The sequence below is a fragment of the Alteraurantiacibacter palmitatis genome, from assembly GCF_037154115.1.
GTDB classification, from domain to species: Bacteria; Pseudomonadota; Alphaproteobacteria; order Sphingomonadales; family Sphingomonadaceae; genus Alteraurantiacibacter; species Alteraurantiacibacter palmitatis.
On record NZ_JBANRO010000010.1, the window covers coordinates 73,251 to 99,633 of the forward strand.

Genomic DNA, 26,383 nt, shown 5'->3' on the forward strand with positions numbered 1-26,383 from the left:
CAGCGAATATGGCCGCATGGAGGGTAAGCGCAACCCAGAGAGCGCGTCGCTGCGTCGCTGTCTCAGCGGCAGTCGGGCAGCATCCGCATTGTCAGTGCTGGTGATCGCCTTGGGGAGCGGGCGTGGGCGCATCATTCTCCTTGCAACACGCGCACTTGTCCTCCTTGCAGCAGTCCATAGCATATGCAGTGCCGGGGATGAGCATGGCTGCGGCGATGGCGGCGAACAGGCGAAGCTTCATATTAGTGTCTCCAAATCTGAGCGAAGGGTGCTTAGCACAACGGAAAGCCCTCCGCGATAACTACGCAATCGCGACTTCCAACCCTCAAGCTGAAATCGACCGCGCTAACCGCCGCACGATTTTCGGCGGTCAACGCAATGTGGGGCATGTTTATTTCCATCAAGCACTTGACCTTCCAACGATGGGAAGCCTCATTTGAGGGAGCATGAGACACAAACAGGAGAGTCCCATGCGCTTCCGTATCCAGAACATGACCTGCGGTGGCTGCGCCCGCGGCGTCACCAAAGCTATCCAGTCGGTCGATCCGACCGCCAATGTCACCGCAGACCCGCCGAGCCGGATCGTCGAGGTGACGTCCAACCAACCGCAAGCCGAAATTGAGCACGCCTTGGCCGCCGCCGGATTTCCGGCGGTGAACGCAGCGTGACGCCAAACCGGGCCTCCCGCCGTTAGGCACCGAACCTTCCGGGCGCTGAACATGCTTATGCGCGCACTAAACGGCGCCCATAGGGATGCTGGTATTTCGTGAGCACGGTCTTCAGAAAACAGCCGCCGACTACGCGGCGGATCAGGTTGATTGCGGCCAGGTCACGCGCCGGTGCCGCAGTTAGCGGCCACATAGTGAGGAAGTGATCTATGGGTTCCGACAAGGCTCCGCTCGTTGGCGCGCTGGTGCTCGTGTTGGGCGTCCTCACACTGGGAACGGGAATCTATTTCCTGTGGTTGCGCCCGCCGCTGCTGCCGGAAGATATTCTTTTTATCGGCGTGGCCCCGGAGGTGCTGCCGCCTCCCTTGCTCGATTGGCTCGGAATCGTGTTCCGGACATGGGGCGGCTTTGTCGCCGGCTTTGGCGCGCTGTTGATGGGGATCGGCACCTTCATGCTGACAGGGCGCGCGCGCTGGCTCTATTGGGCGACAGCGCTCGGCATTCTGGCCGCGTTCGGACGCTTTCTCATTAGCAACATCGTCCTCAGATCCGATTTCCTGTGGTTCATCGCGGCGATCTTTCTACTGGCGGCAGCCGCCGCTGTGTTGCTCGCGTCGAAAGGCCGACGATAAGCTGGACCCGGACGCCGGGCGATCACGGGGTCAATGAGACGATGTCCGGGTTGCGTTCGGCATAGTCGAGCGCATAGTTCAACTCGCCGCCGGTTTCGGCATGGAGGTGGATCAAGGGTTCGCCTCGGCCGACCTCGTCACCAATGCGCACGTTCATGAGCACGCCGGCCGCTTTCGCATCGGGCGCCCCCGCCAGCTTGGCAAGGCGCGCAAGCTTACGGTTGTCGATATGAACGATGTGTCCGGCGCGCGGTGCGATGAGCGGCTGCACATGCGCAGCCACCGGGGGCGTGCGCATTCCGCCCTGTGCTTCGCAGATCGCCTCGAACTTTGACCAAGCTTGACCATTAGCGAGCGTTTCGAGCGCCAGTGCGGCGCCTTGTCCGGTCTTCGCTTTGCCGCCGATCTCCAGCGCGGCGCCAGCAAGAACGACCGAGCGGCGGCGGAGGTCGTCGGGCGCATCGGATGCGTTGCGCAAGACGGCGAGCACGTCGAACGCTTCGAGCGCGGGGCCGACGCCGCGGCCCACGGGCTGAGCCCCGTCCGTAAGCAGGCAGCGCGCCGTCAGGTTGAAGCGAGCCGCCACGCTACGCATGCGCTCGGCCAGCCGTTCGGCCGTTTCGGCATTGCGCACCTTGGCGGTCGGGCCGACAGGGATGTCGATCACCACATGAGTCGATCCAGCGGCGATCTTTTTGGAGAGAACCGACGCGATAAGTTGGCCTTCGGTGTCGATGTCCAGTTCGCGCTCGATGCGCACGAACTTGTCATCGGCCGGGCTGAGATGCACCGCACCGCCCCAAGCGACGCAGCCGCCCTCCTGTTCGACGACACGCTTTAGCGTCGCCATGTCGAGATCAACCGGGGCGAGCGTCTCCATCGTGTCGGCGGTGCCGGCCGGAGATGTGATCGCGCGTGAGGAGGTTTTTGGCATGACGAGCCCGTTCGCGGCGACGATCGCAACGATGATTGGCGTCGTGCGGTTGCCCGGCAAGCCGCCAACGCAATGCTTGTCGACGACACACGGCGCATCCCAGCGCAGGCGGTCGCCGATGTCGATCATGGCTGCGGTCAAGTCGACCGTCTCGTCCTCGTCCAGCGGAAGCGCCGCGCTCGCAGTCAGAAAGGCGGCGAGATGGACGTCGGTGTAGCGACCGGCCGCGACGTCGCCGACGATGTCCGCGAACGCGCGCGCGTCGAGGCGATGGCCGTAGATGCGATGGCGCACGCTGGCGAGCGATTCGATGGCGGGGGCATGGGACACATGGATCATGTCGCCTTCGGCGACGCCGAGCGCCTGCCAGGCGGTCTCCGAGAGCGCCGCCTCGTTGATTGCGAGCAGAGCGTCGCCTTGGACTTGAAAGAGAGCCGCTTGCACCTGCCGTCCGCCGGCCGAGACAAGCACTTGCGAACGGCTCGAAAGCCCTTCGGCACGGCACACATGACAGTCGGTGCGCATGATCACGACCGGCTGGTGTTGGGCGTAGAGCCCAAGCCGCTTGGCTCGAAGCGCCGGCTGCAACGGAGCGCCTGTATGCGCATTGTTTCGCGTCATAACTCGAATACTTGATCTTGGCGCGGCACGACAGCGTTCCAACCGAGCTCGCGGTCAATGCGCGAGCGCATCGCCTCGGACGCCTGCGCCTCGCCATGCACAACGAAGACACGCCGCGGCGAACGCTTGAAACCAGTCAGCCACCGCATCAGTTCGTTGGCGTCGGCGTGTGCCGAGAGCATCGGCAGGTCGGCGACTTCGGCTTGGACGGGAATCCACTGGCCGTGAATTTTCACCTCGCGTGCGCCTTCGAGCATGGCACGCCCGCGCGTGCCCGCAGCCTGGAAGCCGGAGAAGAGGATTGTGTTCTTGTGATCGGGCGCAAATGCTTTGAGATGATGCAGCACACGCCCGCCCGTTGCCATGCCGCTCGCCGAGATGACGATCTTGGGATAGGGACTCATCGTGATCGCCTTGGATTCTTCCACCTCGCGCGTGTAGGTGGCAATCGCGCAGGAAGCGCTGCAAACCTCGGCGCTGAGCCGGTGATCGTCCAGATAGGCGCACAGCATCTCGCTGGCGTTGATCGCCATCGGGCTGTCGAGATAGATCGGGACATTTTTAAGGCGGCCCGCTTCGCGCAACTTCCAAAGATGATAGAGCAATGCTTGGGCGCGCCCGACTGCGAAGGCGGGGATAATGAGCGTGCCGCCGCGCCGGACGGTGCGCTCGGCGATCGCGCCCAGAGCTGCGGTCGGATCGGCGCCGTCATGGACGCGGTTTCCATATGTGGACTCGACCACGACATGATCGGCGTCCGGGATCGGCTCAGGGTCGAGCATGAAGGGATCGCCGTAACGGCCAAGATCGCCCGAGAAAGCGATACGCTGCCCGCCCCACGTGAGGTCCACGGTCGCCGCGCCGAGAATGTGGCCGGCACGACGGAAGGTGAATACAGCCCCTTCAAAAAGCGCGGTCGGCTTGCGGATTGGAATCGTTGTGAAGGATTGGAGCGCACGCTCGGCGTCGCGCACCGTATAGAGAGGCAGGGCCGGCTTGTGCCGGGTCGCGCCAGTGCGGTTAAGAAAATCGGCGTCCTTCTCGTTGAGATAGCCGCTGTCCTTGAGAATGAGTTCGGCTACGTCGCGGGTTGCTGCGGTCGCGAAGATGCGCCCGCGAAACCCGTTGCGCACCAGACGCGGCAGATAGCCCGAATGATCGAGATGCGCGTGGGTGAGGATGACCGCGTCGATGCTCTCGGACGGGACGGGCAGCGGCTCCCAATTGAGCTCTCGCAGATTTTTCATGCCCTGAAACAGCCCACAATCGACAAGGATGCGTTTGCCGTCGTGCTCCAGCAGATGCTTGGAGCCGGTGACGGTCCCTGCGCCGCCGAGCGAAGTGAGTGTGAGCATGAAGCGGCCTTTTCGTTTTTCGAGGCGGTTGTCCGCGCCGGCTAGAGAGCCAGGCGATAAAGCAGCGTGCCCGTCAGTCCGGCGAGGTGGAACCAGCACAGCCAGTAGAGCGCCGCCATCCAGGGCGCCTCCCGCCAGCCCAACCGCCGCTCGATTGCGTGCTTGTCATACATCCCCCAGCCATGCGTCACGAGACCCCCGGCCAGTGCGAAGATGGCGAGATCGGCCGCATGACGCGCGGCCCACATGCCGAGCGCGAATCCGATGAGGCCCGCGCCAAGGGAGGACGCCAGCTCGGCCCGCTTCAGGCGGGCGCTTGCAGTCTGGTCGGGTTCGCCCGTCATCGGCCGCCCGTCCAAGGCGGCGCGTCGCTGGCCGGGAAGGAATCGACCCCGGCGCGCTCCACATCGTCGAGCGGCTCCGGCAGCCGGCGAAGACGCACGAGGCGTTCGGCCGCGCCGCAGGTTGATGCGAGCGTGGCTGCCACCAGCGGCGCGAGACCGATGGCATTGCTTGGATGCGCAACGGAATCGCAGGACACAATGCGGCTCGTAATGGCCTCAAGCCGCTCGTAGGAATCCTCGGCGAAGACGCCATGCACAACCGCGCAGACAGGTCGTGCGAAACCTTGCAGTGTGAGCTTGCGCGCGGCCTCGATCAAAGTTCGCCCAGATGAAGCGATGTCGTCGACCAGGACGGGCTGGTGCCCCCGCCAGTCGTCCAGGCTCGGCAATTCGACATCAACGCTTCGGTCGCCATGCCGGATCTTCGTCAGAACGGCGAACGGCGCACCTACGCGCGCGGCAATCGCCGCGACCCATTGCTCGCTCTCCTCGTCCGGACCGATGAGGAGCGGCTGATCGACGTGCGCTGCAATCCAATCGGCCAGCAAGGGCGCGGCATGCAGCGTCTCGGTCGGGATGGTGTAGAGCGCCGAGAGCGCGGGATGGCGATGCAGGTGCGGATCGACCGTCACTAGCCGGTCGAACGTCGCCGAGACGAGGCGCGCGAAACTGCGTGAGGAAATCGCCTCGCCGTGCTGGAAGCGGCGATCCTGTCGCATATAGGCTAGATAGGGCGCGATCAGCGTGACCTCATGCGCGCCGAGTTCGCGGGCCGCATCGGCGGCGAAAACGAGGCGCAGGAAGCCTTCGTCCGGGTGGGCGAGCGTGCAGATCAGGTCCACGCACCTGCCGCTGACGTCGGCGAGAAGGCGCACATAGCTCTCGCCATCCGGGAAACTTCGTGTCTCGATCGCGCCGAGCTCAAAGCCGCCGACCTCGGCCAGCGATCGCGCAAAGGTTTCGTTGCCTGGAAGGGGGAAAATCAAGCGCATCTCGCCACTCTCTATTGGGTCAGCGCGATGCTCACCGGCGCCCCCTGTAGAAGCGCAGCAATTGCGCGTTGATCGCGACGATCACCGTGCTTGCGGACATGAAGACGGCTGCCACGGCGGGTGTCATCAGGAAGCCGGTGCCGAACGTGATGCCTGCGGCCATCGGAATGGCGATGGCATTGTAGCCAGTCGCCCAAAGCAGATTCTGGACCATCTTTCGGTAGGTGGCGCGCGAAAGGCCGAGAATGGCGGCAACGTCGCGCGGGTCGCTGCGCACGAGCACGATGTCGGCCGATTCCACGGCGACGTCGGTGCCTGCGCCGATGGCGACGCCAAGATCGGCCACGACCAGCGCCGGGGCATCGTTGACCCCATCGCCGACCATCGCCACGGCGAGGCCGCGCCGCTGTAATTCCTCGATCTTGTCCGATTTTTGATCCGGCAGCACTTCGGCGAAAAATTCCGTGATGCCCAATTCCTCGGACACCGCCTCAGCAACGCCGTGGGCATCGCCGGTGAGCATGACGGAGTCGATCCCGAGCGACTTGAGTTCGGCTATCGCCTGCTTCGATTCCGGCCGCACGATGTCGGCGAGCGCAAACAAGGCGCGGGGCGCGCCGCTGCGCACCAAGACAACCACGGTTTTGCCTTGGCCTTCGAGCTGCTTCAAGCGCGGGTCGGAAATCTCCTTGCCGGTCCGGGCGAGATGGCCGGGGCTGACGATACGGATGTCTTCGCCGCCGACATTGGCGACGATCCCCTCGCCAGTAATGTTGCGCACATCGCTGGCCTTGGGGATGCTCAGGCCGCGATCCTTCGCTTCGGCAACGATGCCGTGCGCGATTGGATGCTCGGACTGGCTTTCAGCCGCTGCGGCGAAGGCAAGCTCCTCATTCTCGTCGCCCTCGCCGAGCAAGGCGATGTCGCTCACCCCGAAGCGCCCCTCTGTCAGCGTGCCGGTCTTGTCGAAGACGACGGCGTTGAGATTGCGCGCACGTTCAAAGGCGGCACGATCGCGGATAAGCAGGCCATTGCCGGCGCTGAGCGAGGTGCTGACCGCGACCACCAGCGGCACGGCGAGGCCGAGCGCGTGCGGGCAAGCGACCACCATCACCGTTACCATCCGCTCAATGGCGAAACTAGTCGTCTGGCCAAGCAGCAGCCAGACAAAGAGCGTGCCGAAGCCGACGACGAGCGCGATATAGGTCAACCAGGCGGCGGCGCGATTGGCGATGTCCTGGGTGCGCGAGCGCGTCGCCTGCGCCTTCTTCACCAGCTCAATGACTTGGGCGAGATAGGTCTTGTCGCCGGTTGCGGTCACTTCGATGGTGACGGCGTTGGCGCCATTGATCGCACCGCCGATCGCCGGTTCGCCGACGCCTTTCGAGACGGGGCGCGACTCGCCTGTCAACATCGCTTCGTTGAAGCCAGAAGCTCCTTCGAGAATGCTGCCATCGACCGGCACCTTGGCGCCAGGACGGACCAGCACGCGGTCGCCCGGCATCAAGGCCGAGATCGGGACTTCCTGGGTCGCGCCATTGGCGTCGATGCGCGTCGCGGTGTCGGGCAAGAGACGCACCAGTTCCTCAAGCGCGCGCGACGCGCCCATCACCGAGCGCATCTCTATCCAGTGACCGAGCAGCATGATGCCGATCAGTGTCACCAGCTCCCAATAGAAAGACTCGCCTGGGAAACCGAAGGTGACGGCTGCGGAGAAGAAATAGGCGGCCGAGATCGCCAGCGCGATCAGGGTCATCATGCCGGGCTGTTTCTTGCGCAGCTCGGAGACGAAGCCAGCCAGGAACGGCCAGCCACCATAAAGATAGACGATGGTAGAGAGAGCGAAGAGGAGCAGCCCATCGCCGGGAAAGGCGAGTCTGTCCGCCAGACCGAGCAAATGCTGGATCATTGGCGAGAGGAGGAGCACTGGCGGCGTCAGCGCGAGCACCACCCAGAAACGGCGGCGGAAGTCCGCGATCATTGCTCCGTGGTCGTGGCCGCCGGCATGGTCGGCATGTGTCGAACCCGACGCCTGGACGAAGACGCCCGCGCGTTCGGCCTGCGGATGCTGATCATGACCGTGATGGTTCTGATGCGCGCCGTCGTGGTTCATCCCTCGGTCCTCATTCGAGCTTGGTGGCGATGGCGCACCAGTAGGACGCCGCAGTTAGAAGCATACTACGCGCTCGCCGGATGCACCCCTCATCGCTTCGGGGCAGTGCCTCCATCAGGAAGGTGCGCGCGCCAGGCGAGGAATGAAAGCGGGCACTCGCCGCTTGTAGTTCTCATAGTCGGCGCCAAAGGTCGCGATCGCATCGCGTTCCTCGGTGCGGGCGAGGCGCACATACATGACGACCAGCACAGGGAACATGAGGAGCGTCAGCAGCGTCGGCCATTGCAGCAGGAAGCCGAACATCACGAGGATGAAGCCGAGATACTGCGGGTGGCGAATCGAGGCATAGGCGCCCGTCGTCGCCAGCACACCGTCGCGCTGGGCTACATAGAGCGCCTTCCAGGCCGACGCGATCAGGATGAAGCCGCCACCGATGAACGCGAAGCTAAGCAGATGGAACGGACCGAAATGCGGATTTCCGCGCCAGCCGAACAGCTCTTCGAGAAGATGGCCGGCATCGTGCGTGAACCAATCGACGCCCGGATAGCGGCTCTGAAGCCAGCCCGAGAGCAGATAGATAGTGAGTGGAAATCCATACATCTCGGTAAACAGCGCAATGATGAACGCGCTGAACGCGCCAAATGAACGCCAGTCCCGCTTGGTCTGCGGTTTGAAGAAGCTGAACGCGAACAGGATGAAGATGGCCGAGTTCAACACCACCAGCGACCAAAGCCCATAGGCTGGAATACTATTCTCCATAAGAGCGCCCCTTGTATGGTCCGATCAGTGGTGAGGGCGCCGCGGCCGCTCGCCTTGAGGCGCCTCCGCAACGCCGCCATGTCCGCCGTGACTGCGGTGCATGAAAATGTGCATCAACGGACACAGGAGGATGATCAGGAATGGGAGCCAGCCGAGCAAATGGGCTCGGTGTTCGAGGATGAGAAAGAAGCCCGCGATCGCGAGGAATCCCATCAGAACGATATTCGCGATGGACAATCGACGGCGATTTGGGTCGCGTTTAACGTTCTCGGATTCCATCATCTGCCTCCATTCCGACCGGCGAGCGCGCAGGCGCGAACCTATTCATGATGGCCAAGAGTAGAGGCCGAAGAAACGGCGTCTTTGATCAGCATTAAATCGTGCGGGAACTTTTGCCCGGCGATGGTGCGCGTCCGGCTTAGCTTTCAGGCGCTGGGGAGAGTATCGAAGCAGGCGGCCAGCGCCGCGATCGCCTCACGGCATGATCCCAGGCGGATGTCGACGCCGCGGGCGCGCAGGAGCGCGCGGTAGGGCTCGGCGATGAAGCCGCAGACCAAGCGCTCGACACCGCTTTCGGTAATCACGTCACAAATAGAGCGCTCTCCGCAAGTCGGGCCTGCGGGAAAGGTCTCGATAGCGCCGTCGGCCGAGAAAACGACCAAGCCATCGCAGCGCGCGAAGAAAGGACAGAGAATCGGTCCTTCCGCGCGCATTGCCACCATAACGCCCGTGCGAACGGTTTCCTGAGAGAGCGGCTTAGAAGTGAGCACAGCCATAAGAGCTCCGGTGCGATGTCGGGTCAGCCGATGGGCGTATCCGCGCCTGCATGGTCAGTCCTTAACCCCGGTAAAATTTTGCCCGAGGGGCGTCTGTCCCGCGCGCGTATTCATCGCAACCGCAACGCGCGTTCGGCCGCGGTGATGGGCGTGAGGTGTAATGTGGGGGCAGTTCCAGCGTCTTTATCCTTCAGGACGCTGCGCGCGCAGACGAGCGATGAATGGCGGCCTCTCGATCGCAAAGGGGAAGCGCGCGCGCATGGACCAGAACGAAAAAGCGCCGGACGGCCGACGCCAGCGCCGATCATGGCGCGGATGAAGGGGCCGACCGAGCAGCCGGTCGGCCCGAGCAACGGCTCGCCCGCCGGTGACAGCACCGACGCGCTTCGTCTGCTTCCCGGCGTGCGGGGCGCGGATCGCAAGGTCGAGGCCGGTCAAGAGCTGTTCGGCGTCGGCGCCCCGTTCGACGGCGTTCACAATCTCATCGACGGCTGGGTGGCGCTCTACACTTTGCTGGAGGATGGACGCCGTCAGATTGTCCAGTTCGTGTTGCCGGGTGGGGTGTTCGGCATGTTCGGGGCGTCGAGCGGACGCACGACCTATGGCGCGCAGGCACTGACGGAGGTGCTCGTATGCGTCATCCCGCAAGCGGTGCTGAGCGCAAACCTACGCGACACCCCCGACGTCGCCGCGCGGCTGGTGCGCTCCTTGAGCCGCGATCGTGCGCTCGCCTTTGACCACCTTACCAGCGTCGGCAGGCGCAATGCGCGCGAGCGCATCGCATGCCTCATACTGGAACTGTTTGTGCGCTGCCGAACGCAATGGCCTGGGAATCGCATCGAGGAGATGTATTTGCCGCTCACGCAAGAGCATATCGGCGACGCGACTGGTCTTACCTTCGTGCATGTCAACCGCGTTTTGCGCACGCTGCGCAAGGAAGGCGTCGTCGAATTTCATCATCGCCGGCTGCGCATACTCGACCCGGATCGTCTGGTCGGCGTCGCCGGGGTCGACCACAACGCCGCGATGGCGTGGCTGTGACACGCTGCCGGTCGTGGCGGCGGCGCGAAGGATCATGGGTGGTTCTTTCGCGCGCGGCGTGACTTGGCCGAGGCGCGAGCGGACCTGGTCGTGACGGTTGGCCCCTCGGCACCAAGGGGCAATTCATCGCAGCGGCAGTCGAGGAAACCATGCGTCGAGCAAGTGCGGCACATTTCCTCAAGCCGCTTGCGCAGCGCCTTGCGGCCGCGATGCAGACGGACGGTGACATTGTTGAGCGAGGTGCCGAGGCTTGCCGCCAGCCGGTCGCGCGGCTCGCCCAGGATGTCGGCGCGCCAGATGACGTCGGCATATTCGGCCTTCAGCGTCGGCAACAGCCGGTAGAGGCAATTGCACACCGTGGCGTCGATCTCCGCGTCGGGGTCGGCGGGCAGCGCGTCGATGTCGATGCTGTCGGCCGCCGCCTCTCGCCGATGCCTGCGCGCCTGGGCGCGCTGGTGATCGACGATAGTGGTCGAGAGGATGCGCCCGAGCCAACCCCGCACGGTCTGGACGTCGCGAAGCTGACCGGAGCGCTCCAGCACGCGCAGCGAGAAACGCTGCAACACCTCCTCTGCCTCGTCCCGATTGCGCAGGCGTTGACGGAGAAAGACAAGAATCTCTTCCCGCGCTTCGACCAGTGCGCGCTGGACCGCCGCGTCATGCGGCTTGGCCGCGTCGGTTGAATCTCCAGTTGGCGGCGTGGCATCGCTTGATTTGATCATCGCTCACCAAGACTTTCCGCTGCCCGGTATGGAGCGCTGGTGGAGAACGTGGCTTGCCAAGGCCCGCGCGTCTTCAATCCAGATCAAAATCCGATTCTGTCGGCACTCCAGTGCCTCAATCGCCAGAACCGCCGAGGGGAAAGCGGAAAAAGCACCTCGGATGAAACCAAGGCATACCTTGGATCGTGTCTCTTGCCAAAATCCTGACGGTGGTAGGCATGGAGATCTGGATGATCGTCAAGCCGATGAGCGTCGTGATAGGGCATTGAGCGAGCGAAAAGGAAGATTTCGACATGACGCATTCGTCACCAACGGCCACCCATTCGCACGGCGGAGGCACCAGCCGCCCCTATCTTATGTTCTGGATCAACATGGCGCTCGGCCTGTTCGTCATGTATGTCGTGATGTTCTCGATGATCGACGGCTTCCAGGATTTCCGGAATAATCTCAATATGTTTTACATGGCAGTGACCATGTGGGCTCCGATGGGCATTTTTATGCTGGCAACGATGCCGGGAATGTTTCCCAGAAGGCTTCTCAACTTGGCACTGTATGCTAGTTTCATCATTTTGACGATTGTTTCATTTGCCGCGACGCGCTCACAAGCGTTGATCCACGACCATCAATTCATCGAATCTATGATCCCTCACCATTCCGGGGCGATTCTCATGTGCCGAGAGTCTGCCTTGAGTGATCCCGAGCTGGTTGCTCTATGCGACGACATCATGGGCGCTCAACGCTCCGAGATTGCGCAGATGAAGCGGATCAGGGCTCGCCTCGCACCGGGCACCTAGGGACGCGCTGCCCGCCTTCCAGCCGTGAGGGTGCTAATCGCCGAGTGCGTGCAGGCAGTTTCGATCCTGCGCCAACACCCGAGCTTGATCGTGGTGGAAGCGGGATTGATGGTGAGGATGGTGTCGGTCATGGGGAAGGAGCAGATTAGGAGTCGTGCGCCATTCTGCCCTAACCGTGATCGACCTGGCGCTAAAGCGCGTTGGCCTTGGTGATGGGCAGTTGGTCTGAATTGCGTATCGGTTGCAATAGAAGGAGATTCGCAATGAACGAGCTGGACAGATTGCTGGGGCACCTGCGCGCTGCCCCGGCCCCGGACCGGCTGGCCGGTATTGACGGTGAGGTTCTAGCCGCCGTCAGCGCGCGTCGCGCCGGAAGCATGGCCGTATCGAACGCGAGCTTCGCCTTGGTTGCCGTCTTGGCGCTCTTCGTCGGCATTATCGGCTCGGGCGTTACCCAGCCGCATCCGATGCGCATGCCGCTTGCCCCGTTCGGCGTCCCATCCGCGCTAGCGCCCTCGACACTCTTGGCCGAAACCCCATGACCAACCGGACGCGCATCCTGCTGGTGGTGCTGATCGCCTTCGCGAGTGCGCTCGGCGGGGTTTTTCTTGGCCGGCAATTGATCCCGGTTAAAGAGCCGGTGGAAACCGAGCTCCATGCTCTGCTGCACCATCAGCTAGAACTGGATGCCGGGCAATTGGCTGCGATTGAGGACATTGAAGAGCGATTCGCCACGCGCCGCCGAGCGCTCGAACAGGAAATGCGTGCTGACAACGCGCGCCTTGCCGCCGCAATCCGGGCCGAGCAAGGCTATGGGCCTCGGGTGGATGCTGCCGTCGACCATTCGCACCAAGTCATGGGCGAACTCCAGAAGGCCACGCTGGAGCATATTTTCGAGATGCGGGCCGTGCTTCGTCCCGACCAGGCGGAGCGCTTCGACGCGGCGGTCACGAGGGCGCTGACAACGCCGGAGCGGTAGGGCATGGCCGAGGGGCCACTGACCGACGGCGAGCTTGCTACAATGGCCCTCTCCGGGCGGCAATCCGCCTATGCGGACTTGCTGGCGCGACACCGGGAGCCGATTTACCGGATCGTGCGCGGCCATATCGGCGACGCCGACGAAGCGGTCGACGTCACGCAACTGGCTTTCATCGCCGCGTTTGCGGCGCTCGACCGCTACGATCGGGTGCGCCCGTTCCGCCACTGGCTGGCGCGCATCGCACTTAACAAATGCCGCGATTGGGCACGTCGGCGCGCCGTGCGGCGGTTACTGACGGGCGCGCTGCCATTGGGCGCTGCCGAGGCCATTGCGGACGAGAGCGTCCCGCAGGATGTCGTGCTGGACGATCGGCAGCGGCTCAAGGACGTCATGCTGGCGATCGCCCGACTGCCCTCTAGGCTGAAGGAGGCTCTGTTGCTGCACACGGTGGAGGGCCTCTCGCAAAGCGAAACCGCGGCTTTGCTCGGCGTCAGCGAGAAGACGGTGGAAACCCGCGTCTATCGCGCTCGGCAGAAACTGAACGAAATTCTGAGGGGCCAAAGTGGGGCCGGCGTATTTCCCAGAACTACTGACGACGAAGGGCCATGCTCATGACCTCATCCGCCATTGGTCGGCGCGGACTGCTGCGCGGGGTGGCGCTGGCCGGCGGCAGCCTGGCGCTCGCGCGCTGGTTCCCAGCCTGGGCGCAGCCGGTCTCGGCCGGGATCGCCCCCGATATGCCCGTGCTTAGCGGCGAGGAGATCGCCATGCGCATCGCGCATGTGCCGATCACTATCGACGGGCGCACCAGCCACGGCATCGCGATGAACGGGACGATCCCTGCGCCGCTGGTCCGTCTGCGCGAAGGTCAGAATGTGCGGATCGCCGTCACCAACGCGCTCGACGAGGACAGTTCGATCCACTGGCACGGGCTTATAGTCCCGGCAAACATGGACGGCGTGCCCGGAGTCAGCTTTCCCGGCATCCGTCCGGGCGAAACCTTCGTCTATGAGTTCCCGATCGTGCAGTCCGGCACCTATTGGTTTCACAGCCATTCGGGCTTGCAGGAGCAGCTCGGCCATTACGGGCCGATGATCATCGACCCTGCGGGTGAAGATCCGGTGCGCTACGATCGCGAGCATGTGATCGTGCTGTCCGACTATAGCCACATGCACCCGCATCTCGTCTTTCGCAGGCTCAAGCAGCAGGGCGGCTATTTCAACTACCAGCGCCAGACGGTCGCCGGTCTTCTGGACGGGCGCGACCAGCCGCTTGGGGAGCGTCTCGCCTGGGGCCGGATGCGGATGGACCCGACCGACATCGCCGACGTAACCGGATCGACCTACAGCTTCCTCGTCAACGGGCATGGCCCGCAAGACAATTGGACGGGGCTCTTCCGCGCGGGCGAGCGCGTGCGCCTGCGCTTCATCAACGCCGCCGCCATGACGATCTTCAATGTGCGTATTCCGGGCCTGCGGATGACCGTCGTTCAGGCCGACGGGCTGAACGTGCGCCCGGTGCCGGTGGAAGAGTTCCAGATCACCGTCGCGGAGACCTATGACGTGATCGTCGAGCCCGAAGATCGCGCCTACACGCTGGTCGCCGAGGCAAGCGACCGCTCGGGCATGGGACGGGCGACCCTCGCGCCTCGCGCGGGCATGACGGCGCCCGTCCCGGCACTGCGCGAACGGCCGCTCGCGACGATGCGCGATATGGGCATGGGCGACATGGACCACGGCCAGGCAGGCGATGGCGTGGACCATAGCGCGATGGGTCACGGCGCGCCGGCGGCGGAGGGCGCGGGTTCAGGCGGCGAGATGAGCCATTCGATGCGCGATTTCTCCAATGCTCCGGGCGTGGCGCGCACGCCAACGGTGCAGTCGATCGCGCCGATGCCGGTGGATCGCACCGGCGAGCCGGGCCAGGGTTTGGACGGCGTCGAACACCGGGTGCTGACCTATCGCGATCTGATGGCGCTGGACCGCAACCCGGACATCCGAGCGCCGAGCCGGAGCCTACAACTCCATCTAACGGGAAACATGGAACGCTATATGTGGGCGTTCGACGGCCTCAAGTTCAGTGACTTTCCCGACCCTATCCCGTTCCGGCAGGACGAGCGCGTGCGCGTCACGCTCGTCAACGACACGATGATGGCGCACCCGATCCACTTGCACGGCCATTTCTTCGAGCTTGTGACGGGCCATGCCGATTTCGCGCCGCGCAAGCATACGGTCAATGTGGCACCTGGTGGCTCCGTCACCTTCGACGTGACCACCGACGCCGTTGGCGACTGGGCGTTTCACTGTCACCTTCTCTATCACATGCACGCCGGGATGATGCAGGTAGTCACGGTGCGTCCCGAAGGAGACGCCCGATGAGCGTCCGGTTCATCGCCCTCGCCACGGTGGCGGCTCTCGCGCACACTCCGGCAGCATTCGCACAAGCTCATCATGGCCAGCATGGAACGCCAACGCCGGAGCAAAGCGGGCAATCGACCCAAGACCCGCACGCCGAACACCGCGCGCCGTCTCGCGCAGAGCCACAGACGCGGCCCGCAGAACCGGCCGATCCGCACGCCGGACATGGCGTGACCGGATCAAGTTCGCCGCCGCCGGCTCAGGACCACGAACGCGCAGCGACCGGACAGGACGCCGATCCCCACGCGGCACATGGTGCGCAAGCGTCGCCACCGCAGGCCACCGATCCACATGCGGGGCATGATGCGGCGCCAGCCTCGGACCCACACGCAGGGCATGGCGAGGCAGGCGCATCCCCATCGCATGGCATCGCGGGCACGGCGCTCCCGGCCGGCGACGCACCGCCGCCGCCGGTGCCGGAGGATTTCTATGCGGACCGGAGCTTTTCTCCTTCGGAGATGGCCCGCGTGCGCGCGGGCGAGCGACGCGAGCATGGCGGCGGGATATACAGCCAGGTTCTGCTCAATCTCCTTGAGTATCGAGCGACCGGCGATGGTGGCAGCTACCATTGGGACATGCAGGCTTGGATCGGCGGCGACATCAACCAGCTCACCATCAAGAGCGAGGGCGAAGGCGCTTTTCGCGGCGGCACGGATCGCGCCGACCTGCAATTGCTCTACAGCCGTGCGATCGACCCCTACTGGAATTTCCAGGCAGGTGTCCGCTACGATTTCAAGCGTTCGCGCAGCTACGCGGCGGTCGGCATTGAGGGTCTGGCACCCTACTGGTTCGAGCTGGAAGGGACGTTGTTCCTTTCGGATCGGGGCGACCTTCTGGCGCGCTTCGAGGGCTACCACGATGTGCGCCTGACCCAGCGTGTGCTCTTGCAGCCGCGCGCAGAGGCCAATTTCTCGGCGCAGGATGTGCCGCGTGACCGCATCGGGTCGGGGCTAACCAATATCGAGCTTGGCTTGCGGCTGCGCTACGAGATCGTGCGCGAGTTCTCGCCGTATGTCGGCATCGCTTGGGAGCGTCGTTTCGGTGGCACGGCGCGCTACGCACGAGCGGATGGCGAGGACGTTGGTGGCGCGACCTTTGTTGCCGGTGTCCGCCTCTGGTTTTGATTACGCTTCCTGTAGCTCGTCGCGGTCATTGGGTGAAATCGCAAAGGCAGGGCCAGTCGGGGCTTCATCGCTAGCGACGTCGCCCAACTCCCCAAAAAACGCATGGCAATTTGATGTCGGTTAAAGACCAGCCCTCCTGCCCGCCTATGGTTTCCTGTGCGTGGGGCCACGTTCCCGGACCAGCGAGAATGAGAACTGCGGGGGGAGAGCCGCGAACGGCGATGGGCGCTTTTGCCACGAAAGGGATTATCATGAAACTCGGGATGACAATAGCCGCGGCGGGATCAATGCTACTACTGGGGGCGTGTGCCACGACGCAAGCGACCCCGGCGCAATATGCGTCCTGTCAGGAAATGGAACGAGACATGGGCGTGGCGGATCGTCACGACCACCGTGAAATGAAGGGCCAGGGACGCAATCCGATGAACCTCAGCCATAGCCGGTGTCGTCAGATTCTCTCGCAGCCCGCCCCTGCCGGGACCAGTTCGGAGAACAACTGACCGGCCAAAGGGTTCGTCGGATCGGCTGCAAGCGCCGTCGTCTTCCAGCGACTGGTGCGCGGCCGGTCCGACGACCCGACTCTCCGCCGTAGCCTGCGTCGCTGTTGAGCGCTGCGGGCAATGCAGGGCGATTGCGACAACAAGCGTAAGGAGACGGTCAATGACTCGTTTGAACGACAAGCGGCCGAACGGAGCTTGGATAGCGGCTGCGGCGACCCTGATTGTGATCGGCCTGTCCGGCTGCGGCGCCTCTACCGACGAGCAGACGAAGACGCCCGAGAACGCCGCCGTCGCGCCTGCCGCCAATGCAACGCAAGATGCGGCGAACGCGGCGGGAGCCGCGCATGATGACCGCGACCGTGAGGCGGGCCAGCATAACATGGGGCCCGGCGGGGATCAGGCGAACCATCAGATGATGGAAGAGCATGACCGGATGCGGATGGATCACATGCGCATGGAAGGGGACCACAACGCGCAAAAAGGCGCGCCGCATCCGGCCGGGGCAACGACCTCGCAGGCGACGCCGCAAGCCACGGCGTCGCCTGAGCCGCCGCCAATGCAGGGGATGAAGCACGAATAGACGGAACCAAGTGTTCTGTCCGTAATGCAGCGAATCCTCCCTGTTGCCCTGGCAGCCGGTGCGGCGCTTTTTGTCACGCCGACGAGCGCGCACGCACAAGCGGACGAGGATCATAGCGCTCATCACCCGCCCGCGAACGCCGCTCCTTCAATGCCGATGCCGGCGCCCGCTTCACCGCCATCTCAAACGCCCGCCCCATCGGCGGGTGCGATGGCGGAAATGATGGCTGACATGATGGGGGAAGGCGAACATCATCGGCGGCAGGTCGACCAATTCTATCCTCGCCTCATCGGTTTGTCCGCGCTCACCGACGATGAGCGCCGCCGGCTCGCCGGCGAAGTGGACATGCGTATCCATCAGGGGCTGGCTTTGCTCCATCGCGGAGTCGCCGGCGCCGAGGGTGCCGTCACGGCGGAGGAGGCGCGCCAGGCGGCCGATCAGTTGCGGGAGGGCCTCGATCTGTTTCAGAGCGGGTCTGCGGTTCGCACTGCGCTTGTGGATGGGGTGCCGCCCCAGCACGTCGCGCTGAACTGGTTTCGCGAGGAAATGGGCATGGCCGTCCTGCCGCTGCACGGCGATGAGGGCCAACGTCAGTTCGGCATATCTCCCGGCCACCTGCTGTTTATGACCATTCTCGTGCTGATGTCCGTGGGCCTGCTCATATTGCAGGTGGCGCGCGCGCGGCGGGTGCGCGCTTTGGTTAAAAACCCCGGCGCAGCCCTGGTCGGCCTTTCGCCGCGCGACGCAGCACAGGCGCGCGGCGGGGACGCCCCGAACCTGCGCGACGCCAATGCGCGGCCGTCCGGCGCTGGCGCGGCGCAACGTCCTCGGCCCTGGACAGGACAGCTCAAGGTCGCGCATATCATGCGCGAGACGCCGACGATCGAAACCTATCGTCTGGTTGAGCCCTTGACCGGCCGCTTGCCGTTCGATTTCCTGCCGGGTCAGTTCCTCCAAGTTGAAGTCGAGCTTGAGCCAGGAAAGACCGCACGGCGATCTTACACGATCGCGTCCTCTCCCTCGCAGCGCGCCTATGTCGAGCTGACGGTCAAGCGCGAGGAGCATGGTGCCGTCTCGCGCTATTTGCATGACCATGTGGAGACCGGGGATTTCCTCAAACTCACCGGCCCGTTCGGCAAGTTCACCTTCACCGGCTCCGATGCCGACAGCATCGTGCTCATCGCCGGCGGGGTTGGCATAACGCCGATGATGTCCGTGCTGCGCTATCTGACGGACATCGCCTGGCCGGGCGACATCTTCTTTGTCTATGGCGCGAGATCGCCCGACGAGTTCGTGTTTCGCGAAGAGATCGAGCGATTGGAACGCCTTCACGAACGGCTGCACGTCTTCGCCACGATGCAGGACGCGACCGGCGCCGAATGGGTCGGTCCGACGGGGATGATCACGAAAGAGGCGCTCGCGGAGGCGGTGCCGAATCTCGCGAACAGGCGTATCCATTTGTGCGGGCCGCCGCGGATGATGGCGGCCGTGCGGGGTCTGCTGGTCGAGCTTGGCGTTCCCGAGGCGCAGATCCACAGTGAGGCGTTCGGACCTGCTTCGCTTCCGGCCGAGGACGCGCCGAGCGCTGTGACCACCGCCAGCGCGCCGCCGTGGGCACCCGCGCAGGCGCGCGCGGACGTTGCTGCAACGACCATCACGTTCGCGCTCTCCGGCGTCTCGGCCGCGCTGGCCGGGGAGCAGACCGTGCTGGAGGCGGCCGAGGAAGCTGGGATCGAGATTCCCTATGCCTGCCGGGTCGGCGATTGCGGGGTCTGCGTTACGCGCCTCCTTGAAGGCGACGTGACGATGGCGGTCGAGACCGGGCTTGATCCGGCAGATGCGGCGGAGGGCTATATTCTCGCCTGCCAAGCAAGGAGCACCGGCGGGCCGCTGGTTGTGGAAGCCTGATGCGCGAGCGCGGCGGCGCGTTGGTCGCCATCCTCGTCACGCTCTTGGTCCTGTTCCCGCTTGGCTTTGTTTTCCATGCGTCGCCGCGCTTCCCCGGCAGCCTGATCGGCAGCCTGATCGGGATAGGCGCCGCGCTGCTGATGCTTGCGCCGCTCCTCTATGTGGTCGCCAAGCGCATCCCTGCGGTCAATGCCTGGATGACGCCGCGCATCAGCACGCGGACGCTGCTCTCGATTCACATCTATGCAGGCGTGCTCGCGCCGATCCTGGGCCTCGTTCATGCCGCCCACAAGTTCAACAGCCCGCTCGGCGTCGCCCTGACGGGCGTGATGCTGCTGATCGTCGTCACCGGCTTCACCGGCCGCTACCTGCTTGGCGAACTCGCCAAGGCGGCGCGCGGACGCCATGCCGAGTTGGCGTCGCTGAAGTCGGCCTATGAGGGCCTCGCGCCCGACGAGACCGAGACGATCGCGCCGCCAACGTGGCGCGCGCGCATGATGCGGCTGTTTTTCGTTCCGGACGAGATCGAACCTGACGAGCTGGCTGGCCAGCGCGAGCACTTGGCCGGCGCGATCGTCGACGTCGAATACGCCGTGCGCGCAGAGGCGGCGGTCGGCGACTTGCTTCGAAAGTGGCGCAGAATCCATGTCACCGTGGCCGCGATCCTCTATCTGCTCCTGATCCTGCATATTTGGGCCGCGCTCTATTACGGGCTGCGCTGGCTATGAAGCGCGGTGTTCTTCTCTATGCCGGCTTCATCACGGCGTTGCTCCTTGTGGCGGTCGTCATCCCGCTGATGGTGCATGCAGGCGGGAGCGGCGCCGTCGGCGGGTGGCGAGGACTGGTCAATCCGGGTCCGATCTCGCGCGCGCACCAGCAGTTCGCGGATCAGTGCGAGACGTGCCACACCCCCCATCAGGGCGTCGAGGCGGCAACCTGCATGTCCTGCCACGTAAACACGGATTTCGGCAGCAAGCAATCAACGCGCTTTCACGCCGAAGTAACGCAATGCACGAGCTGCCATGTCGAGCATGAGGGCGAGCGCGGTATCGTAAGAATGGACCATCAAGCTTTGCTTCGCGCCTTGGTGAGAATGGACGGCGAGGCCCTATTGGAACCGGACGCGGGTAAGCCTCCAGCACGGATTTCCACTCCCTCCTTCTTCGGAGCTATGCGACCCCAAAATCCTCTGCGTGAGCTCAACTGCGCAAGTTGCCACGCCTATCGCGATCCCCATGAAGGCCAGTTCGGGAGCGAGTGCAGCTCGTGCCACACCGTCGAGAGTTGGAGCATCCCAAGCTTCCGGCATCCGTCCGTCAACTCGACACAATGTGCCCAATGTCACCAGGCCCCGCCCAGCCATTACATGGGCCATTTCGAAATGGTCTCGCGGCGCGTGGCGGGCAAGCGCGCCGAGGTCGAGCAATGCGGCGCGTGTCACACGACCGATAGCTGGAATAACATTCGAGACGTTGGCTTCTATGACCACCATTGAGCGCTCGCTTTGCGCGCAGGGGAGATGGGCGATCTTGCGGACTTAAAGCTGGCGGCGTCGCTCGCGGATGAGGGACGGGCGCTTTGGTTGCGTATTCAGGAGTGACCGCCTTGAAGCCATATATCAGAGTGAAACCGATGAAGCGCCTTTTACATTCCATCCTTACCACCGCCGCGCTGCTTCTTTCTGCAACCGCGGCCTACGCCCATGTCGATCTTGTCAGCTCAACGCCAGCGGTGAACGCTACCGTCACGGCACCGGCCCGGCTTACGCTTACGTTCAGCGACGCGGTCGTTCCCACCTTCTCAGGCTTCGAGTTGATCAATTCAGCCGGCGCGACAGTCGCGGTGCGCACCAGCGTCAGCGAGGATCGGAAGTCGATCAGCGGGGTTCCCGCACGACCGCTTACTTCGGGTCGATACACGGTTAATTGGCGGATTGCCGCCGGCGACGGGCACCGGATGACGGGATCGTTCGCCTTCACTGTCCGCTGAGGTGATAGAGCTTTGCGTCATCGCGCTGCGTGGCGTGCAATATGTCGCCATCGCCATCGCGTTGGGCTTGCCCGCCTTCATGCTTTACAGCCCTACGGTCCGCGAGCTCGGGCTGGCGTGGCCACGCCGCGTCGCGCTGGCTGCGGCGTTGGTGCTGTTGGCTGCGGCGCCGGCGGCACTCGTTGCGCAAACCGCGATGATGGCTGGCTCGCTCGAAGCGGCGCTCAATCCGGATGCGCTCGGCGCCGTGATCGGCCTACCGCTGGGCATGGCTATCCTGGGTCGTGCCATCGGCGCCGCGCTGTTGGTTGTCGTCCTTGCCGCATTCAAGCCGGAGCGCACGCTGTGGCTGGTTGCGGCGGTTATAGCCGCTTTGGTCAATGCAACCTTCGCCTGGACCGGCCACGCCGGGGCCGCCGGCTTCCTGCCTGTCCTTCTTTCCGACATCGTTCATCTGTTCGCAGCCTCGATTTGGATCGGTGCGCTGGTGGCCTTCGCAGGCATCGTGCTTTGGCGGCCAGGCGATTCCAACGCTCGCCTTCGGCCGCTCATCACGGCGCTCGCGGGCTTCGCGCGGATTGGAACACTCGCGGTCGTGCTGCTGATCGGCACTGGACTCACCAACAGCGCCATTCTGATCGGTTTCGAGAATGTGCCGACGCTTGGCAAGACCCCCTATGGTCAGGCGCTGATCGCCAAGCTGGTGCTGTTTGCCATAATGCTCGCGCTGGCAGGGGCCAATCGGTTCCGCCTCACACCCGCCCTTGCCGCTGTTGGGGACGACGCAAGGGAAGCCCGGCTGCGGATACTGCGCCTGAGCATCGGTTTGGAACTCGCGGCCGGCGTCGCGCTACTCGCGCTGGTGGCAGTCCTGGGCACGCTGCCACCGCCAACCTGATCGCCGGAGCCCTGGTGCTGTGGCTTGCCTATCAGGATCGACCCCCGAGGTTCCAACTTGCCCCTATTTTTTGCTCGATTGAGCCGGGCTGATGATCGAACTGCGCCAGTTGCGCTATCTGATTGCTGCGGCCGAAGCGGGGAGCTTCAGCCGGGCGGCGCGCAACCTCAACATCAAGCAAGCCACGCTCAGCCGCCATATCCTCGAAGTGGAGAAGCGGTTGGGCATGGTGCTGTTCGACCGCAAGACACGCGGCGCGACCCTGACTGGAGACGGGGCGACCTATCTGCGCGTCGCGCAGCGGATCATGAAAGAGTGGGAGGAATTGAACGCCTGGGTCCGCGCCACGAACAATGGCCATGCCGGCAAGCTGGCCGTGGGTTTCTACACCTCCTTCTCGGCCGGCAACCTGCGTGCGACCCTGAGCGAGTTTGGCAAGTACCATCCCGACGTGCGTCTGCGCGGGTTCGAGCGCGACCGCGACATGCTGCTGGCCGGAATTGAGAACGGGCTGCTCGACATCGCCATCATGATCGGCGAGGCGCCCTATCAAGGACTGATGAGCCGCTCTTTCTGGAGCGAGCGCATCCTAGTGGCGATGCCCGAAGGCCATGCGCTTGCGCAGCGCGACCGCATCCACTGGACCGATCTGATCGGCGAACGGTTCTTGCTCATGGAGCAAGATCCCGGTCCCGAGACGCGCAACATGCTCCTGGGCAAGCTCGGGATGCCGGGCTATTCGCCAGAGATCGACATGGAGGACATCAGGCGAGACACCGTGTTGAGCGTCATCGCGCTCGGCGGGCACATTTCAATCGTTGCGGAATCGGCGCTCGGCATCCACGTCCCAGGCGTCGTCTTCCGTGAGGTCCACGAGACCAACGGGCATATGCGGATCGGCTTCTCGGGCTATTGGCGCGAGGACAATGACAATCCGGTGCTGCGCCGTTTTCTCGACTTCGTAGCCACCCGCTATTCGCTGCCGTCCGTGCCTGGACCGCAGCCACCGTCTCAGCAACCGGGAAAGGAGCCATCATGACGCAAGGCAACACACTCATCATCGTGCTGGTCACGCTCATCGTCGGATTCGGAGCGGGCTTCGTGCTGCGCCCGGTGATCGTTCCCGTCGAGCGGGCACCGGCCCTCGCGAGCCCGGCCCCCGCCGCACCGAGGCCGGCCGAGCCGCGCGGGACGCAGTATTTCGCGGCGCATCTCGATGAAGCAGGGGAGATCGTGACGCAATGCGCGGAAGGCTCGGTGCGAGGCGGCGAGTGCGCCAATGCCGAGCAGGCCGTCATCGAGGCGGAAGGCCGGGACCGCTTCAAGCGGTTCATGGGGAATTGAAGCGGGCGAATGCCGGCTTCAATGACCACGCGCAACGGGTGCCCCGGCCGGATGGTGAGCGTCGGTTGCACATTGAGCTGTCGCCGCACGATCTGCTGGCCGGTCTGGTTGATGGTGTCCTGCGAGCCTCGCCGCAGGGCGCGGGTGAGGTCGTCGTCCTCGTCGGCGCCCAGCTCGGCCCCGACGCCGAGCAGCGTCGAGACGGCGGCGGCTTTCAGGAGATTGCCCCAATGCTGGTTCACGCGGTCCTGCAAGCCGGCATATCCGGCCGCATCGGCGCCGGGCTGGCGCTCGAGAACGATCGAGCGGCCGTCCGGCAATATCAGCCGATCCCAGGCCAGCAGCACGCGGGTCTGCCCGGCGGCGATCTCGCTGTCATATTCGCCGATCAGCCGCGCCCCCTGCGGGATGAGCAGGATACGGCCCGTAGGGCTGTCATAGACGTTGGCCGTCACCTGGGCGGTAATTTGACCGGGAAGATCGGAACGGATGCCGGTGATAAGCGCAGCAGGAACGATGCTGCCGGCCTGCACGATGTTGGGCGAGGCCGGCCCCATCAGGCGCTCGACGCTCACCGTGCGCTGGCTCGACGCCTGCGCCATGAAGGCTCGTTTGGCAGCCTGGTCGCTCTGCGCGGCCTCGGCGGGCTGCGGAGCGGCGGCGCCCGGCGCTGCCATTGCGAGGTTAGGCAGAGAAGGCATCGCAGCGGCCCCGGCGCTGCTGCCCCCGAGGAACACGCTGCTCATACGCGCCGCGTCACGTTCCTGCTCGGCACGCTGGCGGGCGGCTTCTTCGGCCTGGGCGCGCGGATCGGGCTGTGCGCCGACCGGCGGGACCGAGACGTTCTCCCCGCGCTGCTGGGCTGAGACGATCGGGCCGCCGAGATCGCCGGGAAGCGCCGGGCCGAGCCGGGGCGCCTGGCTGTAGTCGCGCGGTCCCGATGTGATTGTCTCGGACGTGGCGCGGCCGTCGGTGCTGTAGAGTTCCTTCGCCTGCTTCTCGCCAGGGGGCTTGAGCGCGTAGATCAGCGAGCCGCCGATCCCAAGGCCGGCGGCGAGACCCATGACAGCCAGCGCCTTGCGCGAGAGCCGCATGACACGCGGCGGGTCGCCCCGAAGCTGGAAGGCTTGAGGATCGGAGCGCAGCGCTTGCGGTGCGGCTGCCTCGGCCGGGGAAGTGTCGGCGGGATCGGTCACGGCCGCCCCCTGCGCCCGTCGTCCCGCACGATGCGGACGCGCTGCTCGCTGCGCCGGTCGCCCAGGCGCAATTCGGCGGCGGCGAACAGCCGGTCCACCACCATGTAGCGGCCCTGCACGCGGTAATTGACCAGCTCGGCATCGCCGACCGGGCCGGTCACGAACAGCGGCGGCATCTCGCCCTGCGAGATCCCCGCCGGAAACTCGATGAAGACCTGTGTGGAATCGTCGAAGGCGCGAACGGGCTTCCACGGAACGCGGTCGCCCTCGATCCGGTAACGGAAATTGAGCGCGGACACGTCCACGCCGCTCGCCACTGGCGCGGTGTTCGTGGCCGCTGCGTTGCGGTTCGCCAAGGCGATCAGCGCGTCATGCGGATAGGTCCACGATACCGAGGCCATGTAGGTCGAAGCCGTCGCGCGCAGCTCCAGATGGTAGGTCCGGCGATCGGTGTTGATGATGAGGTTCGTGGCGATGTCCGGCCGCGTCGGCTTGACGAGGATATGGACGCGCGCGGTAGCGCCGCTGCCGCTCACCGTGTCGCCGATGATCCAGCGCACGGTATCGCCGGCCGCCACCGGCCCCGGCCCCACGAGCTGCTCGCCTTCCTGAAGGGCGATGTCCGTCACCTGGCCGGGCGCGGTATAGACCTGATAGAGCGCACCTTGCGTCCACGGGTATTGCTGGATGGCGTTGAGGAAGCCGTCACGGACGGGCTGCACGCGCGCGGCGGCATTGGCCGCGCCGACACGGCGGCGCGGATCGACGGGTTCGGAGGTCGCCGCGGTATCCGTCACCGGCTTCAATTGGCCGGGGAGCGGCAGCGGTTCGGGAATCGTCACCACCTCGACCGCGCGCGGCGGTTCGGGCGCGGGCGTCGCCGCGATCTCCACTGGCGGATCGTCATAGGCGATGGCAGGCGGCTTTGCCGATGTGGTGGCGCAGCCGGCGAGCGCGGAGGCGGAAAGCAGCATTGCCGTGCTGGCGGCAAGGCGGGCGGACATGCGTGTCATTGCGACAGCTCCTTCGACCAGTTGAGGGCGTTGACGAAGACGCCGAGCGGATTCTTGCGCAGGGCATCGGGCGTGCGCGGCGGTTGCACGACGATGGTGAGGATCGCCGACCAGCGTTCGGTGGCGGCGAGCTGGCCGTCCTGATAGCGCCGCTCGGTCCAGGCGATGCGGAAGCTGTCGGGCGAGGCGCGAATGACGCTCGACACCTCCACCGCGACCTGCACCCGGCCGACATTGGCGAAGGGGTCGTTGGCCCGCGCATAGTCGTTCAGCGCCATCGCGCCCCGATCGGTCGTGAAATCATAGGCTCTGAGCCAGTTCTGGCGGACGATGACCGGATCGGCTGGGATGCTCCGCACCTGCTCGATGAAGCGGGCCAAGTGGAACGCGATCTGCGGATCGGTCGGGCGGTAGCCGGCCTCGGCCGGAGCGACCGCCTGCGCCTCGCCGAGCCGATCGACCTGCACTACCCAGGGCACGATATGGCCGCGCGCCGATTGCCAGACGAGGCCACCCGCGAGTCCGCCCGAGAGCGCCAGCGCGCCGAAGAAGGCGAGGCGCCAATTCTTCGCCTGCACGCGGGCCGAGCCGATGCGGTCGTCCCATAGCTGGGCGGCGCGCTGATAGGGTGTCGTCGGTTCGGGGGTCTGGCCGTAACGGATGGTGGGGCGTCGGAACATCGGA

The 26,383-nt window shown here is 64.8% G+C and carries 29 protein-coding genes and 1 pseudogene; 18 read left to right on the top strand and 12 right to left on the bottom strand.

Features of this window, described 5'->3' with window-relative positions:
- Positions 1 to 203: 203 nt before the first annotated feature.
- The 3 genes from WFP44_RS12645 (at position 204) to WFP44_RS12655 (ending at position 1,300) form a co-directional block, all read left to right on the top strand.
- On the top strand, positions 204 to 440 hold the full coding sequence (locus WFP44_RS12645; RefSeq protein ID WP_336926920.1) for a hypothetical protein: 237 nt from the start codon (positions 204 to 206) through the stop codon (positions 438 to 440).
- A gap of 30 nt (positions 441 to 470) precedes the next feature.
- Positions 471 to 668 carry a heavy-metal-associated domain-containing protein gene (locus tag WFP44_RS12650; RefSeq protein ID WP_336926921.1) on the top strand — a complete coding sequence of 66 codons (198 nt, stop codon included), beginning with the start codon at positions 471 to 473 and terminating at the stop codon, positions 666 to 668.
- Between the two features lie 209 nt (positions 669 to 877).
- Positions 878 to 1,300, top strand: a complete 423-nt coding sequence (locus WFP44_RS12655) for a hypothetical protein (protein WP_336926922.1) — start codon at positions 878 to 880, stop codon at positions 1,298 to 1,300.
- 22 nt (positions 1,301 to 1,322) lie between these two features.
- On the opposite strand, the gene WFP44_RS12660 is transcribed toward WFP44_RS12655, so the two are convergent.
- From WFP44_RS12660 to WFP44_RS12695, 8 genes are all read right to left on the bottom strand, one after another.
- Positions 1,323 to 2,855 (bottom strand): thymidine phosphorylase family protein, encoded by a 1,533-nt coding sequence (locus WFP44_RS12660; protein ID WP_336926923.1) that lies wholly within the window; start codon positions 2,853 to 2,855, stop codon positions 1,323 to 1,325.
- Complete coding sequence (locus tag WFP44_RS12665; RefSeq protein WP_336926924.1) at positions 2,852 to 4,210, bottom strand: MBL fold metallo-hydrolase; 1,359 nt, start codon at positions 4,208 to 4,210, stop codon at positions 2,852 to 2,854. Before WFP44_RS12665 ends, WFP44_RS12660 begins: the two co-directional genes overlap by 4 nt.
- A 41-nt stretch (positions 4,211 to 4,251) precedes the next feature.
- Positions 4,252 to 4,554: a hypothetical protein gene (locus WFP44_RS12670; protein ID WP_336926925.1), complete on the bottom strand. Its 303-nt coding sequence runs from the start codon at positions 4,552 to 4,554 to the stop codon at positions 4,252 to 4,254.
- Entirely contained in the window at positions 4,551 to 5,546 is a 996-nt protein-coding gene (locus WFP44_RS12675; protein WP_336926926.1) for a ribose-phosphate pyrophosphokinase, read from the bottom strand. Before WFP44_RS12675 ends, WFP44_RS12670 begins: the two co-directional genes overlap by 4 nt.
- 31 nt (positions 5,547 to 5,577) lie before the next feature.
- Positions 5,578 to 7,659: a heavy metal translocating P-type ATPase gene (locus WFP44_RS12680; protein ID WP_336926927.1), complete on the bottom strand. Its 2,082-nt coding sequence runs from the start codon at positions 7,657 to 7,659 to the stop codon at positions 5,578 to 5,580.
- Positions 7,660 to 7,773: 114 nt separating this feature from the next.
- The gene (locus WFP44_RS12685; protein WP_336926928.1) at positions 7,774 to 8,418 is read right to left on the bottom strand and encodes a methyltransferase family protein; all 645 of its coding nucleotides are present in this window, start codon (positions 8,416 to 8,418) and stop codon (positions 7,774 to 7,776) included.
- 24 nt (positions 8,419 to 8,442) lie between these two features.
- On the bottom strand, positions 8,443 to 8,700 hold the full coding sequence (locus tag WFP44_RS12690) for a DUF2933 domain-containing protein (RefSeq protein WP_377923086.1): 258 nt from the start codon (positions 8,698 to 8,700) through the stop codon (positions 8,443 to 8,445).
- Between the two features lie 143 nt (positions 8,701 to 8,843).
- Positions 8,844 to 9,194 carry a NifB/NifX family molybdenum-iron cluster-binding protein gene (locus tag WFP44_RS12695; RefSeq protein WP_336926929.1) on the bottom strand — a complete coding sequence of 117 codons (351 nt, stop codon included), beginning with the start codon at positions 9,192 to 9,194 and terminating at the stop codon, positions 8,844 to 8,846.
- Positions 9,195 to 9,224: 30 nt separating this feature from the next.
- Here WFP44_RS12695 and WFP44_RS12700 point away from each other — a divergent pair, with 30 nt between their 5' ends.
- Positions 9,225 to 10,235 (top strand): Crp/Fnr family transcriptional regulator, encoded by a 1,011-nt coding sequence (locus tag WFP44_RS12700; RefSeq protein WP_336926930.1) that lies wholly within the window; start codon positions 9,225 to 9,227, stop codon positions 10,233 to 10,235.
- Between the two features lie 32 nt (positions 10,236 to 10,267).
- Here WFP44_RS12700 and WFP44_RS12705 read toward each other — a convergent pair whose 3' ends face one another.
- Entirely contained in the window at positions 10,268 to 10,957 is a 690-nt protein-coding gene (locus tag WFP44_RS12705; protein WP_336926931.1) for an RNA polymerase sigma factor, read from the bottom strand.
- A gap of 293 nt (positions 10,958 to 11,250) precedes the next feature.
- Between WFP44_RS12705 and WFP44_RS12710 the strand changes: the two genes are divergently transcribed.
- From WFP44_RS12710 to WFP44_RS12775, 14 genes are all read left to right on the top strand, one after another.
- A complete protein-coding gene (locus WFP44_RS12710; RefSeq protein ID WP_336926932.1) occupies positions 11,251 to 11,751 on the top strand; it encodes a DUF305 domain-containing protein in 501 nt (166 codons plus the stop codon).
- A gap of 263 nt (positions 11,752 to 12,014) precedes the next feature.
- Positions 12,015 to 12,293, top strand: coding sequence for a hypothetical protein (locus WFP44_RS12715; protein WP_336926933.1), 279 nt, complete (start codon positions 12,015 to 12,017; stop codon positions 12,291 to 12,293).
- On the top strand, positions 12,290 to 12,730 hold the full coding sequence (locus WFP44_RS12720; RefSeq protein WP_336926934.1) for a periplasmic heavy metal sensor: 441 nt from the start codon (positions 12,290 to 12,292) through the stop codon (positions 12,728 to 12,730). The genes WFP44_RS12715 and WFP44_RS12720 overlap by 4 nt, the downstream gene beginning before the upstream one ends.
- A 3-nt stretch (positions 12,731 to 12,733) precedes the next feature.
- Positions 12,734 to 13,345 carry an RNA polymerase sigma factor gene (locus WFP44_RS12725; protein WP_336926935.1) on the top strand — a complete coding sequence of 204 codons (612 nt, stop codon included), beginning with the start codon at positions 12,734 to 12,736 and terminating at the stop codon, positions 13,343 to 13,345.
- Positions 13,342 to 15,108: a copper resistance system multicopper oxidase gene (locus WFP44_RS12730; protein ID WP_336926936.1), complete on the top strand. Its 1,767-nt coding sequence runs from the start codon at positions 13,342 to 13,344 to the stop codon at positions 15,106 to 15,108. Before WFP44_RS12725 ends, WFP44_RS12730 begins: the two co-directional genes overlap by 4 nt.
- Positions 15,105 to 16,271, top strand: coding sequence for a copper resistance protein B (locus WFP44_RS12735; protein ID WP_336926937.1), 1,167 nt, complete (start codon positions 15,105 to 15,107; stop codon positions 16,269 to 16,271). Before WFP44_RS12730 ends, WFP44_RS12735 begins: the two co-directional genes overlap by 4 nt.
- 660 nt (positions 16,272 to 16,931) lie before the next feature.
- Positions 16,932 to 17,351: a hypothetical protein gene (locus tag WFP44_RS12740; RefSeq protein WP_336926938.1), complete on the top strand. Its 420-nt coding sequence runs from the start codon at positions 16,932 to 16,934 to the stop codon at positions 17,349 to 17,351.
- Positions 17,352 to 17,561: 210 nt separating this feature from the next.
- Positions 17,562 to 19,259 carry a 2Fe-2S iron-sulfur cluster-binding protein gene (locus WFP44_RS12745; RefSeq protein WP_336926939.1) on the top strand — a complete coding sequence of 566 codons (1,698 nt, stop codon included), beginning with the start codon at positions 17,562 to 17,564 and terminating at the stop codon, positions 19,257 to 19,259.
- Complete coding sequence (locus tag WFP44_RS12750; RefSeq protein ID WP_336926940.1) at positions 19,259 to 19,987, top strand: hypothetical protein; 729 nt, start codon at positions 19,259 to 19,261, stop codon at positions 19,985 to 19,987. Before WFP44_RS12745 ends, WFP44_RS12750 begins: the two co-directional genes overlap by 1 nt.
- On the top strand, positions 19,984 to 20,754 hold the full coding sequence (locus tag WFP44_RS12755) for a cytochrome C (protein ID WP_336926941.1): 771 nt from the start codon (positions 19,984 to 19,986) through the stop codon (positions 20,752 to 20,754). The genes WFP44_RS12750 and WFP44_RS12755 overlap by 4 nt, the downstream gene beginning before the upstream one ends.
- 110 nt (positions 20,755 to 20,864) lie before the next feature.
- Positions 20,865 to 21,248: a copper homeostasis periplasmic binding protein CopC gene (gene copC, locus WFP44_RS12760; RefSeq protein ID WP_336926942.1), complete on the top strand. Its 384-nt coding sequence runs from the start codon at positions 20,865 to 20,867 to the stop codon at positions 21,246 to 21,248.
- Between the two features lies 1 nt (position 21,249).
- Positions 21,250 to 22,146 (top strand): copper homeostasis membrane protein CopD, encoded by an 897-nt coding sequence (gene copD / locus WFP44_RS12765; protein ID WP_336926943.1) that lies wholly within the window; start codon positions 21,250 to 21,252, stop codon positions 22,144 to 22,146.
- A 91-nt stretch (positions 22,147 to 22,237) separates the two neighbouring features.
- Positions 22,238 to 23,185 carry a LysR family transcriptional regulator gene (locus WFP44_RS12770; protein WP_336926944.1) on the top strand — a complete coding sequence of 316 codons (948 nt, stop codon included), beginning with the start codon at positions 22,238 to 22,240 and terminating at the stop codon, positions 23,183 to 23,185.
- Positions 23,182 to 23,490, top strand: a complete 309-nt coding sequence (locus WFP44_RS12775) for a hypothetical protein (protein ID WP_336926945.1) — start codon at positions 23,182 to 23,184, stop codon at positions 23,488 to 23,490. Before WFP44_RS12770 ends, WFP44_RS12775 begins: the two co-directional genes overlap by 4 nt.
- A 20-nt stretch (positions 23,491 to 23,510) precedes the next feature.
- On the opposite strand, the pseudogene WFP44_RS12780 reads toward WFP44_RS12775, so the two are convergent.
- The 3 genes and pseudogenes from WFP44_RS12780 to trbF form a co-directional block, all read right to left on the bottom strand.
- A pseudogene (locus WFP44_RS12780) lies at positions 23,511 to 24,686 on the bottom strand (TraB/TrbI/VirB10 family type IV secretion system protein); the annotation flags it as partial.
- Complete coding sequence (gene trbG, locus WFP44_RS12785) at positions 24,683 to 25,699, bottom strand: P-type conjugative transfer protein TrbG (RefSeq protein WP_336926946.1); 1,017 nt, start codon at positions 25,697 to 25,699, stop codon at positions 24,683 to 24,685. The gene trbG and the pseudogene WFP44_RS12780, both read right to left, overlap by 4 nt.
- On the bottom strand, positions 25,696 to 26,379 hold the full coding sequence (trbF, locus tag WFP44_RS12790) for a conjugal transfer protein TrbF (RefSeq protein ID WP_336926947.1): 684 nt from the start codon (positions 26,377 to 26,379) through the stop codon (positions 25,696 to 25,698). Before trbF ends, trbG begins: the two co-directional genes overlap by 4 nt.
- Between the last annotated feature and the right edge of the window lie 4 nt (positions 26,380 to 26,383).

Coding starts and splice junctions, on each gene's coding strand:
- WFP44_RS12645 (WP_336926920.1), top strand. CDS start 204: ATGGCTGCGGCGATGGCGGCGAACAGGCGAAGCTTCATATTAGTGTCT.
- WFP44_RS12650 (WP_336926921.1), top strand. CDS start 471: ATGCGCTTCCGTATCCAGAACATGACCTGCGGTGGCTGCGCCCGCGGC.
- WFP44_RS12655 (WP_336926922.1), top strand. CDS start 878: ATGGGTTCCGACAAGGCTCCGCTCGTTGGCGCGCTGGTGCTCGTGTTG.
- WFP44_RS12660 (WP_336926923.1), bottom strand. CDS start 2,855: ATGACGCGAAACAATGCGCATACAGGCGCTCCGTTGCAGCCGGCGCTT.
- WFP44_RS12665 (WP_336926924.1), bottom strand. CDS start 4,210: ATGCTCACACTCACTTCGCTCGGCGGCGCAGGGACCGTCACCGGCTCC.
- WFP44_RS12670 (WP_336926925.1), bottom strand. CDS start 4,554: ATGACGGGCGAACCCGACCAGACTGCAAGCGCCCGCCTGAAGCGGGCC.
- WFP44_RS12675 (WP_336926926.1), bottom strand. CDS start 5,546: ATGCGCTTGATTTTCCCCCTTCCAGGCAACGAAACCTTTGCGCGATCG.
- WFP44_RS12680 (WP_336926927.1), bottom strand. CDS start 7,659: ATGAACCACGACGGCGCGCATCAGAACCATCACGGTCATGATCAGCAT.
- WFP44_RS12685 (WP_336926928.1), bottom strand. CDS start 8,418: ATGGAGAATAGTATTCCAGCCTATGGGCTTTGGTCGCTGGTGGTGTTG.
- WFP44_RS12690 (WP_377923086.1), bottom strand. CDS start 8,700: ATGATGGAATCCGAGAACGTTAAACGCGACCCAAATCGCCGTCGATTG.
- WFP44_RS12695 (WP_336926929.1), bottom strand. CDS start 9,194: ATGGCTGTGCTCACTTCTAAGCCGCTCTCTCAGGAAACCGTTCGCACG.
- WFP44_RS12700 (WP_336926930.1), top strand. CDS start 9,225: ATGGGCGTATCCGCGCCTGCATGGTCAGTCCTTAACCCCGGTAAAATT.
- WFP44_RS12705 (WP_336926931.1), bottom strand. CDS start 10,957: ATGATCAAATCAAGCGATGCCACGCCGCCAACTGGAGATTCAACCGAC.
- WFP44_RS12710 (WP_336926932.1), top strand. CDS start 11,251: ATGACGCATTCGTCACCAACGGCCACCCATTCGCACGGCGGAGGCACC.
- WFP44_RS12715 (WP_336926933.1), top strand. CDS start 12,015: ATGAACGAGCTGGACAGATTGCTGGGGCACCTGCGCGCTGCCCCGGCC.
- WFP44_RS12720 (WP_336926934.1), top strand. CDS start 12,290: ATGACCAACCGGACGCGCATCCTGCTGGTGGTGCTGATCGCCTTCGCG.
- WFP44_RS12725 (WP_336926935.1), top strand. CDS start 12,734: ATGGCCGAGGGGCCACTGACCGACGGCGAGCTTGCTACAATGGCCCTC.
- WFP44_RS12730 (WP_336926936.1), top strand. CDS start 13,342: ATGACCTCATCCGCCATTGGTCGGCGCGGACTGCTGCGCGGGGTGGCG.
- WFP44_RS12735 (WP_336926937.1), top strand. CDS start 15,105: ATGAGCGTCCGGTTCATCGCCCTCGCCACGGTGGCGGCTCTCGCGCAC.
- WFP44_RS12740 (WP_336926938.1), top strand. CDS start 16,932: ATGACTCGTTTGAACGACAAGCGGCCGAACGGAGCTTGGATAGCGGCT.
- WFP44_RS12745 (WP_336926939.1), top strand. CDS start 17,562: ATGGCGGAAATGATGGCTGACATGATGGGGGAAGGCGAACATCATCGG.
- WFP44_RS12750 (WP_336926940.1), top strand. CDS start 19,259: ATGCGCGAGCGCGGCGGCGCGTTGGTCGCCATCCTCGTCACGCTCTTG.
- WFP44_RS12755 (WP_336926941.1), top strand. CDS start 19,984: ATGAAGCGCGGTGTTCTTCTCTATGCCGGCTTCATCACGGCGTTGCTC.
- WFP44_RS12770 (WP_336926944.1), top strand. CDS start 22,238: ATGATCGAACTGCGCCAGTTGCGCTATCTGATTGCTGCGGCCGAAGCG.
- WFP44_RS12775 (WP_336926945.1), top strand. CDS start 23,182: ATGACGCAAGGCAACACACTCATCATCGTGCTGGTCACGCTCATCGTC.
- trbG (WP_336926946.1), bottom strand. CDS start 25,699: ATGACACGCATGTCCGCCCGCCTTGCCGCCAGCACGGCAATGCTGCTT.
- trbF (WP_336926947.1), bottom strand. CDS start 26,379: ATGTTCCGACGCCCCACCATCCGTTACGGCCAGACCCCCGAACCGACG.